The sequence below is a fragment of the Alteromonas sp. BMJM2 genome, assembly GCF_027257845.1.
Lineage (GTDB): Bacteria > Pseudomonadota > Gammaproteobacteria > Enterobacterales > Alteromonadaceae > Alteromonas.
The window spans coordinates 287,375-304,062 of the sequence record NZ_JAPVOT010000001.1; the positions used below are offsets into that span (position 1 = coordinate 287,375).

General features: G+C 45.3%; 17 protein-coding genes. All 17 read left to right on the plus strand.

Going from position 1 to position 16,688, the window contains the following annotated elements; translation table 11 throughout:
* Positions 1-34 precede the first annotated feature (34 nt).
* The 17 genes from fliM (at position 35) to O9X84_RS01330 (ending at position 16,678) form a co-directional block, all read left to right on the plus strand.
* Positions 35-1,096 carry a flagellar motor switch protein FliM gene (gene fliM / locus O9X84_RS01250; protein WP_269517682.1) on the plus strand — a complete coding sequence of 354 codons (1,062 nt, stop codon included), beginning with the start codon at positions 35-37 and terminating at the stop codon, positions 1,094-1,096.
* A 16-nt stretch (positions 1,097-1,112) separates the two neighbouring features.
* The gene (gene fliN / locus O9X84_RS01255; RefSeq protein ID WP_269517683.1) at positions 1,113-1,520 is read left to right on the plus strand and encodes a flagellar motor switch protein FliN; all 408 of its coding nucleotides are present in this window, start codon (positions 1,113-1,115) and stop codon (positions 1,518-1,520) included.
* Positions 1,521-1,548: 28 nt separating this feature from the next.
* Positions 1,549-1,968, plus strand: a complete 420-nt coding sequence (gene fliO / locus O9X84_RS01260) for a flagellar biosynthetic protein FliO (protein ID WP_269517684.1) — start codon at positions 1,549-1,551, stop codon at positions 1,966-1,968.
* A gap of 4 nt (positions 1,969-1,972) precedes the next feature.
* A complete protein-coding gene (fliP, locus tag O9X84_RS01265) occupies positions 1,973-2,731 on the plus strand; it encodes a flagellar type III secretion system pore protein FliP (RefSeq protein ID WP_269517685.1) in 759 nt (252 codons plus the stop codon).
* Between the two features lie 8 nt (positions 2,732-2,739).
* Complete coding sequence (gene fliQ / locus O9X84_RS01270; protein WP_032094412.1) at positions 2,740-3,009, plus strand: flagellar biosynthesis protein FliQ; 270 nt, start codon at positions 2,740-2,742, stop codon at positions 3,007-3,009.
* 112 nt (positions 3,010-3,121) lie between these two features.
* The gene (gene fliR / locus O9X84_RS01275) at positions 3,122-3,901 is read left to right on the plus strand and encodes a flagellar biosynthetic protein FliR (RefSeq protein ID WP_269517687.1); all 780 of its coding nucleotides are present in this window, start codon (positions 3,122-3,124) and stop codon (positions 3,899-3,901) included.
* Between the two features lie 35 nt (positions 3,902-3,936).
* A complete protein-coding gene (flhB, locus tag O9X84_RS01280) occupies positions 3,937-5,061 on the plus strand; it encodes a flagellar biosynthesis protein FlhB (RefSeq protein WP_269517688.1) in 1,125 nt (374 codons plus the stop codon).
* A gap of 103 nt (positions 5,062-5,164) precedes the next feature.
* A complete protein-coding gene (flhA, locus tag O9X84_RS01285; RefSeq protein ID WP_269517689.1) occupies positions 5,165-7,264 on the plus strand; it encodes a flagellar biosynthesis protein FlhA in 2,100 nt (699 codons plus the stop codon).
* 29 nt (positions 7,265-7,293) lie between these two features.
* Positions 7,294-8,721, plus strand: a complete 1,428-nt coding sequence (gene flhF, locus O9X84_RS01290; RefSeq protein ID WP_269517690.1) for a flagellar biosynthesis protein FlhF — start codon at positions 7,294-7,296, stop codon at positions 8,719-8,721.
* Between the two features lie 5 nt (positions 8,722-8,726).
* Positions 8,727-9,593, plus strand: coding sequence for a MinD/ParA family protein (locus tag O9X84_RS01295; RefSeq protein ID WP_269517692.1), 867 nt, complete (start codon positions 8,727-8,729; stop codon positions 9,591-9,593).
* Positions 9,590-10,321, plus strand: coding sequence for an RNA polymerase sigma factor FliA (locus tag O9X84_RS01300; protein WP_269517694.1), 732 nt, complete (start codon positions 9,590-9,592; stop codon positions 10,319-10,321). Before O9X84_RS01295 ends, O9X84_RS01300 begins: the two co-directional genes overlap by 4 nt.
* Positions 10,322-10,356: 35 nt before the next feature.
* Positions 10,357-10,740, plus strand: a complete 384-nt coding sequence (gene cheY, locus O9X84_RS01305) for a chemotaxis response regulator CheY (RefSeq protein ID WP_013785088.1) — start codon at positions 10,357-10,359, stop codon at positions 10,738-10,740.
* Positions 10,741-10,774: 34 nt separating this feature from the next.
* Complete coding sequence (locus tag O9X84_RS01310) at positions 10,775-11,530, plus strand: protein phosphatase CheZ (RefSeq protein WP_269517695.1); 756 nt, start codon at positions 10,775-10,777, stop codon at positions 11,528-11,530.
* Positions 11,531-11,542: 12 nt separating this feature from the next.
* Complete coding sequence (locus tag O9X84_RS01315; protein WP_269517697.1) at positions 11,543-13,813, plus strand: chemotaxis protein CheA; 2,271 nt, start codon at positions 11,543-11,545, stop codon at positions 13,811-13,813.
* Between the two features lie 34 nt (positions 13,814-13,847).
* The gene (locus O9X84_RS01320) at positions 13,848-14,978 is read left to right on the plus strand and encodes a protein-glutamate methylesterase/protein-glutamine glutaminase (RefSeq protein ID WP_269517698.1); all 1,131 of its coding nucleotides are present in this window, start codon (positions 13,848-13,850) and stop codon (positions 14,976-14,978) included.
* 29 nt (positions 14,979-15,007) lie between these two features.
* Entirely contained in the window at positions 15,008-15,772 is a 765-nt protein-coding gene (locus O9X84_RS01325) for a ParA family protein (protein WP_269517699.1), read from the plus strand.
* A gap of 6 nt (positions 15,773-15,778) precedes the next feature.
* The gene (locus O9X84_RS01330) at positions 15,779-16,678 is read left to right on the plus strand and encodes a chemotaxis protein CheW (protein ID WP_269517701.1); all 900 of its coding nucleotides are present in this window, start codon (positions 15,779-15,781) and stop codon (positions 16,676-16,678) included.
* Positions 16,679-16,688: the final 10 nt, after the last annotated feature.

A 16,688-nucleotide genomic window follows, 5' to 3' on the forward strand; every position in this document is an offset into this window, starting at 1 on the left:
TGCATATTGTGCATACGATAACGGGTAGAACACTGTGAGCGATTTACTATCACAAGATGAGATTGACGCTTTATTACACGGCGTTGATGACGTAGAAGAAGAAGAGGTTGGCAGCGATGCTGAATCTGGCGCTTCGACGCTCGAATATGACTTTTCCTCGCAGGATCGCATTGTTCGTGGGCGCATGCCAACCCTAGAGATTGTCAATGAGCGTTTCGCTCGCCATATGCGAGTGAGCCTCTTCAACATGATGCGACGTTCTGCTGAAGTGTCTATCAACGGTATTCAAATGATTAAGTTCGGCGAATACATTCACACCTTATTTGTTCCAACCAGTTTGAATATGGTGCGGTTTCGCCCTTTAAAAGGTACTGGCCTCATTACTATGGAAGCGCGACTTGTATTTATACTGGTTGATAACTTCTTTGGTGGAGACGGACGCTACCATGCAAAAATTGAGGGTAGGGAGTTTACGCCTACTGAGCGTCGTATCATTCAAATGCTGCTTAAAATAATATTTGAAGATTATAAAGAGGCATGGGCGCCGGTAATGGACGTTTCTTTTGAATATTTAGATTCAGAAGTTAACCCTGCTATGGCCAACATTGTGAGCCCCACTGAAGTGGTGGTGATAAGCTCTTTCCATATAGAGCTTGACGGTGGCGGTGGTGATTTCCACGTATCATTGCCATACTCGATGCTAGAGCCTATTCGAGAGTTGCTCGATGCGGGTGTACAAAGTGACAAAGAAGATACGGATCTTCGCTGGAGCAAAGCGCTTCGCGATGAAATTATGGATGTCAAAGTGGCGTTAACCACGCACATGCTTGATGTAGATGTGCCCCTAAGAGACGTGATGGAGTTTAAGCCGGGCGATATTATTCCCGTTGAAATGCCTGAAACTATCACGGTACTCATCGAAGATTTACCCACATTTAGAGCTAAACTTGGACGCTCAAGAGACAACTTAGCTTTAAAAATTGTAGAGAAAATCGCAAGACCGACTTCTGTGAAGTCTGAGCTGCAATTATTAACCCGTGGCGGGCGCATTATTGATAATGATGCCGAGCTACAAGTACTCGAAGAAGACCTGTAAGGTAAGGGGAGTTCCCATGAGTGAAGACGGTATGGACGATTGGGCTGCAGCCATGGCTGAGCAGGCTGATGCAGAAGCTGATCAAGAAGACGGCGAGAACGAAGACGTTCAGGTTGCCGAGTTAGATGAATTAACCGATGATGCGCCTATTACTCAGGAAGAGAAAAAGAAGCTAGATACTATTTTAGATATTCCGGTTACTATTTCCATGGAAGTAGGCCGTAGTCAAATTAGTATTCGAAATCTGCTACAGTTGAACCAGGGGTCTGTGGTAGAACTGGATCGCGTAGCCGGTGAGCCACTAGATGTATTAGTAAATGGCACGTTGATTGCTCATGGTGAAGTAGTAGTAGTTAACGACAAATTCGGTATTCGATTAACGGATGTTATTAGTCAAATTGAGAGAATCAAGAAGCTTAGATAAAACTTCTTACATAGTAAGGGGTTGCGCAATGCTGCCCCTTTTTATTAGCCAAGTTGCCAGCGCGCAAACCACTCAGTCAATCACCAATCCCACATCTGTACTGTCAATTTTCTTTTCGTTGCTGGTTGTTATTGGCGTTATTTTTGCGCTTGCTTACATTATGCGTCGGTTTAATGTCACTACCATGGGCAACAACCACATGAAGGTGGTGGCAAGCATGGTAGCGGGCACTAAAGAAAAAATAATGGTGATACAGGTGGGTGACGAGCAGCATCTTATTGGTGTGACTAGTCACAATATTTCCCACCTAAGTAAACTGGATAAAAACTTAGAGGTGCCGGTGAAAGGTAAGCCAGCAACAAACCAAGATGCCTTCAAGCAAAAGCTGGTGGCTGCAATGGCGGGGAAACTGAATCCGCAGGCCGATACTAAGCAAAAGGATAACTAAAAAAATGCGTAATTTAGCGTTTCTATGTATAGCTTTGGTGTCGTTAGCATTGTTTGCTGAACCTGTGTATGCACAGCAGGGCATATCGGCGGTTACTGTGGTTACCAATGAAGATGGCTCTCAAGACTACTCGATGACCCTGCAAGCACTGTTTATTATGACAGCGCTCAGTCTTATTCCTGCATTTATCATGATGATGACGTCTTTCACACGCATTATTGTAGTGTTATCCATTTTGCGCCAGGCCATTGGTTTACAGCAGTCACCCTCTAATCAAATTCTCATCGGGGTAAGCTTATTTTTATCCATGTTTATTATGGCTCCCGTATTTGAGGAGATAAACGAACGAGCGCTTCAGCCATATTTGAATGAGGAAATGACTAGCCTCGATGCGGTAGAGCAAGCGAAAGGGCCTATGCGGGCATTTATGCTTTCGCAAACCCGAGTGAAAGACTTAGAAACCTTCGTGCGTATCGCTGGTGACGAAGACAAGTACGCTGATACTAACGAGGTACCCCTTACTATACTCATACCCGCATTTGTCACCAGTGAGCTAAAAACTGCTTTTCAGATTGGTTTTATGCTGTTTATTCCGTTTTTGATCATCGACTTAGTAGTAGCCTCTATTCTTATGGCCATGGGGATGATGATGCTTTCGCCGATGATAGTGTCCCTGCCATTCAAATTGATGCTGTTTGTTTTGGTTGATGGTTGGAATCTTATTTTTGGTACCTTAGCCACTAGCTTTGGTATGGGCGTCTAGGAGGACTTATGTCACCAGAAGTCTTTGTTGAAATACTCAGAGAAGCCATGTTCATGGTTATCATGCTTGTGTCTGCGGTTATCGTACCTAGCCTTATTGTAGGTTTGGTTGTTGCTGTATTTCAAGCGGCGACCTCTATTAACGAGCAAACCATGAGCTTTTTACCTCGTTTGTTAATTACGCTTCTCGCGTTGAGCTGGGGTGGAAATTGGCTTGTTCAACAGCTAATGGATTTCACCTTTCATATGGTTGAAATGATCCCCCAAGTGGTTGGCTAAGAGAGCTTTGGACAACAAAGGGTGTGGGTCACAAGGGAGCGGGAAGTGTGGCTCGTTGGGTAAAAAAGCATGTGGGGTAAAAAATGAGCAGTATCAGGTCTAGGAGGGTCTAGTGGTAGTAGAGCTAGCTACGATAAACCAATTCTTAGCCGATTTAATGTTGCCGTTTATGCGCATAAGCGGAATGTTTATCGCAATGATTGGTTTAAGCGCTAAATCTATCCCCCCACAGGTTAGGGCACTACTTGGTATTTTGCTTGCGTTGATCATCATGCCTATGGTGCCCCCTTCTCCAGTGGAAAACTTGGTCAGTGCTGGTACTTTTTTGATTATTGTGCAGCAGCTGCTTATAGGTATTGCCATTGGTTTTATTTCAATGATGGTGTTGAACACTTTCGTATTAGCCGGTCAGATTATCGCCATGCAGACAGGTTTAGGCTTTGCATCTATCGTAGATCCTGTCAATGGCATTAATGTACCCGCGGTTGGACAGTTTTACCTAATTTTAGCGACCTTGTTGTTTTGGACGTTAGACGGTCATTTATCCATGATTCAAATGATTGTAATGAGCTTTGAAGCATTCCCAATCGGTGAAGCATGGTGGACGGGAGAGCAGTTTAAAGGCATAGCTCATTGGGGCGGTTGGATGTTTGTGTCTGCTATTACATTGTCGTTGGCACCCATTGTTTCGTTGTTGGTAGTGAATTTGGCGTTTGGTGTTATGACCAAAGCCGCCCCTCAGTTAAATATTTTTAGTATTGGTTTTTCTATCGCGCAAATGATGGGCTTACTTATCATCTGGATAACCCTTGGCAACTTTACGGCGCATTTTGAGACACAGTGGATGCGAGCTCAGCAATATATGTGCGAGTTGTTGCGAATATGTTCTTAAAAACCAAAGATCACTATGTTGATTTGAGAAAGTAAATGGCAGATTCAGCAGAAAAAACAGAAGACCCCACGGGGAAAAAACTCGAAGATTCCCGAAAAAAAGGGCAGATTGCGCGATCTCGTGAGTTGTCCACCACGCTGGTGCTTATTATCAGTGCCGTCATGTTTTTGTTTGTGGGTGGCTGGATTGCTGAATCGGTATTTAAACTTACGCGCCGCATGTTTATATTATCCCGCGATGAAACCTACGACACCACTCACATGCTGGCTGCTTGGGGAGACGCATTTACTACTATCAGCGGACCTGTGCTTTTGTATATGGTTGTGGCCATGATTGCCGGTATCTATGGTTCAATAGCCTTAGGTGGATACAACTTTACCTGGGACGGTGCAAAACCAAAAGCTTCCAAAATTAGTCCTATTCAAGGCTTCAAGCGTATGTTCGGCACTAATGGCTTGGTGGAATTACTTAAATCAATCGCCAAGGTCATTACCATAATCGGTATGGCAATTGCCGCACTGCTTTTTTTTCAAGATGAAGCACTGCACCTGGATATGGAGCTTTATCCTGGCAACATTTTTCACGCCCTTGATATGCTGAAATGGGCATTTTTACTTCTTGTGTGCGGCATGATCCCGATTGCACTTATTGACGTGCCTTATCAAATGTATAAGCACAATAAAGAGATGAAAATGACCAAGCAAGAAGTTAAAGACGAGCGCAAAAACGCAGAAGGCGACCCTATGGTGAAAGGGCGTATACGCCGTTTACAATATCAGGCAGCCTCCAAACGAATGATGCAAGAAGTCCCCAATGCTGACGTGGTCGTCACTAACCCCACCCATTTTTCTGTGGCGATAAAATATGACGATAATGGCAACCGAGCTCCCGTTGTTATTGCTAAAGGGGCTGATGAGCTTGCCATGCACATACGAAAAATCGCCACGGCCAATGATGTGCCGCTCATACCTTCTCCCATGCTTGCCCGCGCCATTTTTTACTCTACAGAAGTTGACGAAGAAGTGCCCAACGCATTGTTTATGGCCGTGGCTCAGGTACTGGCACACGTCTACCAACTAAAAGCGCATAGAGCTGGAAAGGGCAAGCGTCCTAAGCCTTTAAAACGAGACTTACCCATACCTCCAGAATATCGTCGCTAGAGCATCTTTTATTTTATAAAAAACCCAAAGCTGGCACGTTAGTTGTTATATCTCTATCAGATTAACGTTAAGCGTCAATTTTCTGATAGAGAGACATCCAACGATGCAGTTATCCGGCTATCTTCCGCGGTTCGATAAGAATCAGTTGCAAAACTTCACCAGTGGCTTAGGTGCCCCGGTAGTTTTGCTTGCCATTATGGGCATGGTTATTCTACCCATGCCCCCCTTTTTATTAGACGTGCTGTTCAGCTTCAATATTGCGCTGTCTCTGGTCATTATCTTAGTGGCGGTTTTAACGAAGAAGCCTGTCGATTTCGGTATTTTTCCACTTGTATTGCTTATCGCTACTGTACTGCGCCTCGCTTTGAACGTAGCTTCCACGCGGGTTGTGTTGTTGTACGGCCATGAAGGCGGCGACGCAGCGGGTAAGGTTATTGAAGCCTTTGGTGCAGTGGTTATTGGTGGTAACTACGCGGTGGGTATCGTGGTATTTGCTATCTTACTGATTATCAATTTTAAAGTAGTTACCGCCGGTGCGGGTCGAATCTCTGAGGTAAACGCTCGCTTTACCCTTGATGCAATGCCTGGAAAACAAATGGCCATAGACGCCGATTTAAACGCAGGATATATCGACCAAGACCAAGCCCGGGAGCGCCGTGAAGAAATAACCGCAGAAGCAGATTTTTACGGTTCTATGGACGGTGCGTCAAAGTTTGTTAAAGGCGATGCAGTAGCGGGCCTGTTTATTATGCTGATCAACATCGTCGGAGGCCTGTTTATTGGCATGATTCAATACGACTTGTCATTTGGCAATGCTATTGAAATATATACACTGCTAACCATCGGTGATGGGTTAGTTGCTCAAATACCTTCACTGCTGTTGTCAGTCGCCACAGCAATCATCGTAACTCGTGAAAATGAGTCTCAAGAAATGGGTAAAGAGATTCGCGGGCAGCTAGGTAACAACCAAGCGCTGTATATCGCGGCAGGCGTGTTGTTTGTTATGGGCATCATTCCTGGAATGCCCCACGTTGCATTTCTAGGTTTTTCTTTTCTTATTGCAGGTGTTGCTTATTTTCAAACCCAAAATGCCAAGAAGAAAGCTGCAGAACCACAAGTGCCAGACACACTTTCAAGAGACGAGTCTGTTGCGCCAGAGGTGAAAGAGCTTGGGTGGGACGATGTGCAGCAAGTAGACACAATCGGTCTTGAAGTGGGTTATCGCCTAATACCATTAGTTGATAAGTCCCAAGGGGGCGAGCTATTGACTCGTATTAAAGGGGTACGTAAAAAGCTGTCTCAAGAGTTAGGTTTTCTCATTCCCCCAGTTCATATTCGCGATAACCTTGACTTAGAGCCAAATACATACACCATTGCCATGCTTGGCGTTACCATTGGCGATTCAGTAATAAGCCATGATGAAGAGCTAGCAATTAACCCAGGGCAAGTATTCGGTAAGTTGGAGGGAAGGGCAACAAAAGATCCTGCCTTCGGTCTTGATGCGGTATGGATTAAACCGAACAAGCGAGAGCACGCACAAACACTTGGCTACACCGTAGTAGACGCTGCAACGGTAGTGGCGACTCACCTCAGTCAGCTGCTGACTAATAATGCTTATCAGCTCTTAGGCCATGAAGAGGCGCAGCAGCTTCTCGATATGTTAGCAAAGCAGCATCCTAAACTGGTCGAGGGGTTAGTGCCTGACATACTCCCCCTTAGTACGGTAGTAAAGATACTGCAAACGCTATTGTTTGAAGGTGTGCCAATTCGTGACATGCGAACTATCGTTCAAACGTTAAGTGAATATGGAACCCGCAGCCAAGACCCAGATGTGTTGGTATCGGCGGTGCGAATTGCCCTTAAGCGCCTAATAGTTCAAGAAATTACCCAAGGTTCTAAAGAGATACCTGTCATAACCTTGGCGCCAGAGTTGGAACAGATGTTGCACCAGTCACTTCAAGCAGGTGGCGAAGATGGCGCTGGTATTGAACCAGGCTTGGCAGATAAGTTGCAAAAATCACTGCAACAGGCCAGTCAGCAGCAAGAACTTGAAGGAGAGCCCGCGGTGCTTCTTACTTCAGGAATGCTAAGACCGGTGCTATCACGCTTCCTTAAGTATTCTGTTGTTGGGTTACATGTGCTTTCTTATCAAGAAGTACCCGATGACAAGCAGATAAAAATAGTCAGTTCGGTCGGTCAATAATCTGACGCTGGGTGAGTGGAGAGATTGCAATGAAAATAAGACGATTTTTTGGCAAAGATATGCGCGAGGCGTTAAGCCAAGTAAAGGCTGAATTAGGTAGCGATGCGGTTATCATGTCAAATCGCAAAGTGGCTGATGGCATCGAACTCGTTGCAGCGTATGACAAAGAGCCAGAAGTTAAGCTAAATATTAACAAACCTTCCGGTGCTTCTTCGGCACAAGTGTCTTCTAAGCAAAATCCTACACCGAGTCTTAGTGAGATCATTGGCGATGATGGTCCAGACAGCCTAAAGGCGTTGCTAGAAAAGCAACATGGCGCGGCGCAAGGCGCTTCAGCAGGTGTCACGCAACCGACGTCTGCAAATGCGCAACATGCCAATGATATTGCATCCCATCTTAATTTCTCTGACGCATTCATTGACGAAGTCGAAGCACAGCAACCCGTTGACAGACGTACGGGCCCGAAAGAGTATCATACACACAGCGAAACCTTTCCCTCTCATCAAGCGTCTAGCATTGAAGAAGCTCCAGCCGCGCAGTCGGGTGAGTTAGCACAGATAAAAGAAGAACTAGCGTCGTTGCGAGATGTGCTTCAGCATCAAGTGGCCGATTTGATGGAGGCAAAGCAAACCCGTCAAAAACCCGTTCATCAGTACCTGATAACGCGTTTAATCGATATGGGCCTGAGTAAATCACTATCTAAGCAGCTTATTAGTTATACGCCAGCACATTACAACGAAAGAGATGCATGGGTTTATCTTCTTAACCTATTGGCTAATCGATTAAATGTGACAGGTAACGATATACTTACTGCGCAAGGTGCTGTTGCATTAGTCGGTCCTACCGGGACGGGTAAAACAACCACAGTGGCAAAATTAGCCGCTCGGTATGCGCAAAAGTATGGTGCAGATTCAGTGGCAATGATTACCATCGATACTTATCGTATTGCCGCGTACGAGCAGTTGGCAACTTACGGTAAAATAATTGGTTGTACGGTGAGAAAAGCGCAATCAAGTGAAGAACTTTCAGATTTATTGTTCCAACTTCGCCATAAACGACTAGTATTGATTGATACGGCTGGATTTAGTCAACGAGATAGTCGATTAATTAAGCAAATAAAGCATTTCGACAATGGTCAGATGCCCGTAGTGAAAAAATATTTGGTCGCGCAGGCTAATACACAATATCCTGCATTACAGCGAATAATCAAAGCTTATGACGACATCGAGTTAAGTGGTTGTATTTTCACTAAGTTAGATGAGTGCTATTCTTTAGGAGAGGTGCTCAGTGCGGCAGTCGAGTATCAGTTACCGGTTAGCTATGTCACCGACGGTCAGAAAGTACCTGAAGACATTAAGATTGCAGAAGCGAAATCTTTAGTTTCCGCTGCTGCAAAGCTTTATAAAAAATATGGTTTGGATCATACTAGTAGCAACAGCGATATTAAAACAGCATAGTTATTATGATTGACGACCAAGCGAGTAGCTTAAGAAAAATGAAGCAATCACGGTTAATCAAGGTTATCGCCGTCACCGGAGGCAAAGGTGGCGTAGGTAAAACAAACATTACGCTTAACACGGCAATCGCTATGGCTAAGCAAGGTAAACGTGTGATGGTTCTAGACGCCGATTTAGGGCTGGCAAACGTAGATGTGATGTTGGGCCTTCGCGTTGAAAAGAATTTATCTCATGTTTTGTCTGGTGAGTGCACGTTAGACGATGTACTCGTTACTGGTCCCCACGGTATTAAAATTGCGCCAGCAACATCGGGAACCCAGTCGATGGCAGAGCTTTCACCAACTCAGCATGCGGGTCTAATACGCGCTTTTAGTGAGCTTCGTTCGCCCATTGATGTGTTGCTCGTCGATACTGCAGCGGGTATTTCCGACATGGTGCTTAGTTTTGCAAAAGCTTCTCAAGACATTATGGTTGTAGTGTGCGACGAGCCTACATCACTTACCGATGCTTATGCGCTGATAAAATTACTTAATCGAGAACACGGCGTGTTTCGCTTTAAAATAGTTGCGAACATGGTTCGGGACGTACGTGAAGGCCAAGAACTTTTTAGTAAACTAAGTAAAGTGACAGGGCGCTTCTTAGATGTTGCGCTAGAATTAGTTGCAACAATTCCGTTTGATGAGAATATTCGTCGCGCAGTAAGAAAGCAAACTGCTATAGTCGATGCCTATCCAGGCTCACCTGCTGCTGTTGCGATAAGTCAGCTAGCAAATAGAGCGGCATCATGGCCAATACCGGCTCAGCCAGGTGGTCATTTAGAGTTTTTCATTGAACAATTAATTGCAGAAAAAGCAGTAGGGAATCAGCGTTGAATAGTAAGGCGGCAGCTTATCAACAACAAACTGATAAGTCGCAACTAGTAGAGCGACACGCGCCTCTGGTGAAGCGCATAGCACATCATTTGATGGCGAGACTTCCTGCCAGTGTGCTAGTTGACGACTTAATTCAGTCTGGAATGATTGGACTACTAGAGGCCGCTCGAAACTTTGACGGTTCGAAAGGCGCAAGCTTTGAAACCTTCGCGGGTATTCGCATTCGCGGTGCTATGTTAGACGAAATTCGCAAAGGCGACTGGACGCCCCGTTCTGTGCATAGAAACGGACGTGCAATTACAGACGCCATCTCACGTGTAGAGAGCGAAACAGGAAGAGATGCAAGAGATGTTGATATTGCTGCTAAGCTAAACGTAAGCTTGCAGGATTATCATCAAATGCTCAATGAGGTAAATGCAGGCAAATTAGTCGGGATTGAAGATTTAGGTGTTTCAGAGGACGTTATTACTACTGAGCAGAGCCGAGGTAGTGACGCACCCCTTGAAGACCTCATGCAAGGGGCATTTCAAAAGTCACTTGCGCAAGCAATCACCACTTTACCAGAGCGAGAAGCGATCGTGCTTTCTTTGTACTATGATGAAGAATTGAACCTAAGAGAAATCGGTGAAGTTCTTGATGTAAGTGAATCGAGAGTGAGTCAAATTCACAGTCAGGCCATGTTAAAACTCAAATCTCGAATGAAGTCGTGGCAGGCTGACGAAGAATAGAAATTAAAACAATTAACCCCTCACTGGAGGCTATTTTGGATAAGAGCATGAAGATTCTCGTGGTCGATGATTTTTCTACCATGAGACGTATCATTAAAAACCTATTAAAAGATTTGGGTTTCGCAAACATCCAGGAAGCGGACGACGGAAACACGGCGTTACCTATGCTACAGCAGGGTGATTTCGATTTCGTTGTAACTGACTGGAACATGCCAGGCATGCAGGGCATCGATTTGCTTAGAGCAATTCGTGCCGATGACAAACTGAAGCACTTGCCGGTACTAATGGTAACGGCTGAAGCGAAAAAAGAGCAAATCGTTGCCGCTGCGCAAGCAGGCGTAAATGGCTATGTAGTTAAGCCATTTACTGCAGCTACATTGAAAGAAAAGCTAGATAAAATATTCGAACGTTTAGGTTGATCCAGACGCTCACCAGAGAAACGAGGTTTACTGGATGACAACGAAAACAAACGTTCCATTTTCACTAGAAGAAGCTAGGCAACTCGTTGTTTATCTTGAAGCTGGTGATAATGCATCGGCAAATGCGCTATTTGAAGCCGCGTCAATGAAAGAAAATGTAGAGCTTTTCGCTGAGGTGGGAAAGCTAACGCGCCAACTTCACGACGCGCTAAACAATTTTCAAATAGACGATCGCATAAAGAATTTAGCGACAGATGATATTCCCGATGCGCAAACTCGCCTAACTTACGTTATTGAAGAAACTGAGAAAGCAGCTAACACTACCATGGATGCAGTAGAGGCGAGTATGCCTATAGCTGAACTGCTAGCTTCTCGCATAGACAGAGTGATGCCTGAGTGGAAAAAGCTCATGACTCGCCAGATTGAAGTGGGTGAATTCAAGGTTTTATGTAAAGACTTAGACGAATTGTTAGAAGATGGTGCTTCGCAGTCAGCTAAACTGACACAATTGCTAACTGAAGTATTAATGGCGCAAGGTTACCAAGACCTAACAGGTCAGGTTATCCGCCGCGTTATCGACTTAGTAAAAGAAGTTGAAGAGAGCTTAGTCAACATGCTTACCATGTTTGGCGAGCGAGATGGTTCAGAACAAGCTAAACCATTGAGCCCTGAGGCCGATAAGGCTGAAGGTGTTAAAGCAGAGGGGCCGATTCTTGACGCAGAAACGCGTGATGATGTTGTATCGGGCCAAGATGATGTTGATGATCTTCTGTCGAGCTTAGGTTTTTAGGGGAGCGGGCGCATGTCGTTTGATGTTGACGAGGAAATACTACAGGACTTTCTAGTTGAAGCTGGAGAGATACTTGAACAATTACAAGAACAGCTCGTTGATCTTGAGAACAATCCTGAAGATGCGAATTTGCTTAACGCAATTTTTCGCGGATATCATACTGTTAAAGGCGGGGCGGGTTTTTTATCGCTTACCGAGTTAGTAGAAATTTGTCATGGCGCAGAAAACGTTTTTGACGTCATGCGAAACGGCCAGCGTACGCTTACGCCGGAACTAATGGATATTATTTTACAGGCTACCGACGTAGTGGTAGATATGTTTGAAAGGGTAAAATCCCAAGAACCATTAGAACCTGCCGACGCCAAACTTGTAGATACCTTGCACAAGTTGAGCAAACCAGAGTCGCCTGACGAAAATATTTTCGACGTTGATGAAACAGCCTCAAGTGCGCAACCCGAAATTACCTCTGAACCCGAACTTGAATTCGACTTTGTAGACGAAGCACCTGCACCGGCAAGCTCTAGTGGCGATATTGATGAAATCAGTGAAGATGAATTCGAGGCATTACTCGATGAACTTCACGGGTCCTCTGCTCCTGGACAATCTGCGCCAGCTAATCCTCCTACCGACACTAAAAGCGAAGTGAAAGCTCCAACTTCGTCTAGCGTTAATGCTTCGTCGGGCAATGGCGATGATATTACTGACGATGAGTTCGAAGCGCTTCTTGATGACCTTCATGGTAAGGGCAAGTTCAGCGCTGCAGAAGAAAGTGCTGCACCCATTAAGCCTGCTGCACAAGCAGCTGCCCCCTCCGGTGATGAAGAAATTACTGATGATGAATTTGAAGCGTTGCTAGACCAACTTCACGGTTCAGGGCAAGGTCCAACCGTTCAAAGCGCCTCAGCGACCAAAGCACCAGAGCCTAACGTTGATAAAGCGGCGACTGAAGCTATTCAAAAAGCAAAGCAGTCTGTCCCAGCAGCGGCTAAAGCTACACCTGCTGCGACAACGCCTAGCAATAAGCCCCCAGCGGCCAATAAGGCAGCACCTGTAGCGTCAGCCAGTAAAGATACAGGCAAGAAAGACGAGAAAAAAGCTGCGCCCAGCTCGCCGCCAGCTGAAACCACCGTTCGTGTTGATACTAAACGCTTAGATCAAATCATGAATATGGTGGGCGAACTGGTACTCGTTCGCAATAGATTAATAAGTCTTGGTATAAACACCAATGATGAGAGCATGTCTAAGGCGATAGCTAATTTAGATGTGGTTACCGGTGACCTACAGGGCGCGGTAATGAAAACTCGGATGCAGCCTATTAAGAAAGTATTCGGCCGTTTCCCGAGAGTTGTACGTGACCTAGCGCGAAGCCTCAAAAAAGAGATTACCCTGGAGCTTGAAGGCGAAGAAACAGATTTAGATAAAAACTTGGTGGAAGCACTTGCCGATCCATTGGTTCACTTAGTAAGAAACTCCGTTGATCACGGTGTTGAAATGCCAGATGACCGAGCAGCATCTGGCAAGCCAAGAATGGGAACGGTTACGCTGTCTGCATCGCAAGAAGGCGACCACATTTTACTGACCATCGAAGATGATGGTAAGGGCATGGACCCTGAGAAATTAAAAGAAATTGCTATCAGTCGCGGCGTACTAGACGCCGACGCTGCAGCGCGAATGTCAGACGTTGAAGCATTCAATCTTATCTTTGCACCAGGCTTCTCTACGAAAACAGAAATTAGCGATATTTCTGGTCGTGGTGTTGGCATGGACGTAGTGAAAACCAAGATAAATCAGCTAAACGGCACGGTGAATATTGATTCTCAGCTTGGTAAGGGCACTCGGTTAGAGATAAAAGTTCCACTTACCCTAGCTATTCTGCCGACACTGATGATTATCATTGGTAAGCAAACTTTCGCATTACCTCTAGGCTCTGTCAGTGAAATAATTAACATGGACATCAAAAAAACCAATACGGTTGATGGACAGTTAACAATGATAGTTCGCTCTAAAGCCATACCGTTATTTTTCCTAGGCGACTGGCTAATAAGAGGGCCTAAGTCTATAGAGAGAGAGAAGGGACATGTGGTCGTGGTGCAAGTGGGTACCCGACAAGTTGGTTTTGTGGTCGATGCATTAATAGGGCAAGAAGAAGTGGTGATCAAGCCCTTGGATGCGCTTTTACAGGGCACTCCCGGAATGGCAGGCGCAACAATAACCTCTGACGGTGGTATTGCGTTGATTTTAGATATTCCAAGCCTTCTGAAGCGGTATGCTCGTAAGCCATAATAAGCTGGCTTACAAACAATAGGAAAAGTAATCCATGGTCTTTAAAGTCCTGGTCGTGGACGACTCAACGTTCTATCGTCGTCGAGTGAAAGAAATTCTCGACGAGGATAGAGAGTTAGAGGTTGTAGGAGAAGCTAGAAACGGAAGAGATGCCCTTGATAAAATTAAAGAGCTATCTCCGGATGTCATTACGATGGATGTTGAAATGCCCGTTATGGACGGTATTTCGGCGGTTAAAGCCATTATGGAAACCAAGCCCATCCCTATTTTGATGTTTTCATCACTCACCCATCATGGGGCACAGGCTACGTTAGATGCATTAGAGGCAGGGGCACTCGATTTTCTACCGAAAAAATTTGAAGATATAGCGCAAGATAGAAAAGATGCGACGAGACTACTGTGCACCAAAGTTCGTTTGATTGCGCGCAGAGGTATAGGGCTGAAAAGACCCACGTTTAGGTCGGAGGAAACCCGAAGATTACCACCTAACGCACCTAAACAAGCGTTTTTTAAAACGTCAAGTTTGCTTTCTGGTCACAAAGACGGGGCTAAGCAGCCCACGGTATCTTCTGTTAAAGCAACGGGCAAACGCTATAAATGCCTTGCCATTGGTGCTTCAACGGGGGGCCCGGTAGCGTTACAAAAAGTGCTAATGCCTTTACCTTCAGATTTTCCGTACCCAATCATTTTAGTTCAGCATATGCCCGGTACTTTCACTACTGCTTTTGCCCAGCGGTTAGATGCTAACTGTAAAATAAGCGTGAAAGAAGCTGAGCACGGGGACACGTTAATGCCCGGTCATGCCTACTTGGCACCAGGCGGTAGGCAGATGCTGATCGAGACTGTGGGCGGGCAAAGGAAGATTGCTATTGTCGATGCTAGCAGTGCAGACAAAGTCAATTACAAGCCAAGTGTTGATCTTACCTTTAGTTCGCTGGAGCGAGCGTTTTCCGGTGATGTTTTAGGAATAATTCTCACTGGAATGGGAGCCGATGGTCGCGAAGGTTGTAGAAAGTTAAAAGAAAAAGGCGCTACAATTTGGGCCCAGGACCAAGACTCTTGCGTGGTTTACGGTATGCCTCAAGCGGTTGCCGTGGCAAATATATCGACGCAGAATATTAATGTTGATGATATGAGTAACTGCATTCTCACCGAAATGCTTTAGTGTGTTAATCGGGTAGTGGATTTTATGTCGTGAAGGTATGGACAGTAGCAAATCAAAAAGGTGGGGTAGGTAAGACTACTACCACCGTGAGCCTAGGCGGTTTGCTCGCGCAGCAAGGTAAGCGCGTGCTACTCATTGATACCGACCCTCACTCATCGTTAAGTTACTATTTTGGCATCGATGCTGAAGCGCTAAGTCATTCGGTTTACGACATTTTTATTAAGTCTGCCAGTTTAACTGCCGATAACGTTTTAGATTGCCTGTGCCCAACCAAAATAGATAATCTCTATGTACTACCGGCAACAATGGCACTCGCTACCCTTGATAGAACCATGGGGAGTGAACAGGGCATGGGCTTAGTGCTTAAAAAAGCGCTAGCAAAAGTCGACAACGAATTTGAGGTGGCCATTATCGACTGCCCTCCTGTGTTGGGTGTGTTGATGGTGAATGCACTGGCAGCGTGTGACAAGGTTATCGTGCCGACTCAAACCGAATACCTGGCGTTAAAAGGTTTAGATAGAATGATTCGTACAATGGAAATAATGGGGCGCTCATTGGGCAAAAGTTTTGACACCTGTATTATTCCAACCATGTTCGATAAAAGAACAAACGCGGCGCTTGAATCGCGTAAGCGCTTAATGAGCGATTACGGTGAGCGTGTTTGGGAAGGCGTTATTCCAGTTGATACGCATTTTAGAGATGCAAGCTTGGTGCAATTGCCTATTTCAGCGGCCTACCCAAAAACACGAGGTGTCGCAGCCTACGGTAAACTGCTTGAAGTGTTAGGGAAATAGAAAGCGATGAGTAAGCAGTCTCCGTTTGCACGTGAAGACGTGATGGAAGCCTATTTAGATGGTTTGCTTAAAGAGCCTGTAGAGGTCGATGACGCAACCGCTCGAGCAGCGAAACTGCTCGAGCAAGCTTCTCATCACATTGCTGAGGAACGGTTAGTAAAAGATACTGTGCCGCTGCCTCAAGATAACGATGTAATCGAAGCTGTTACACTAAAGTCTCAACACGATGCAGTTGAGCATGGTATTACTAAGCAAAGCGGCTTAGGCGAATGCAGTAGCGTCAAAGATAACCGACAGTTGGCGGAGCACGAAGACGTTGTAAAATCTTTGGTTGAAACACCGAGTGTTATATCGTCAGATGAATTGAAAATTAGAGACTCTGCGGCTGCTGAGACCAGTGGCGATGAAGAGACAATTTCAGCAAAAACTAAGGTTGCTTTACAAGATAGTCTAGACTTTCGTTTTCAGGCGTTATTTTTTGAAGTGGCCGGGTTAACCCTTGCCGTGCCATTAACTACGCTCGGTGGAATACACCAAATAGATAAAATTTCACCACTTTTTGGAAAACCTGATTGGTTTATGGGGGTAATGTTGCACAGAGAGTCTAAACTAAGTGTAGTAGACTCTGCAAAGTGGGTAATGCCAGAAAAATATACCGAAGAACTCGCTGAATCTCTTAACTATCGATATTTGATAATGCTAGGAGAAAGCGAATGGGGGTTAGCTAGCGAAAAGCTCGTTAACACCGTTAATTTAACTAAAGATGATGTCAAATGGCGCGGATCCACGGGTAAACGTCCTTGGTTAGCGGGGATGGTTAAAGAAAAGATGTGTGCATTAATTGACGTTGAAGAATTAATATCTATGCTTAACAAAGGCTTAGGCAGCAACGACCAGACGCCATAGTACGGGAGCC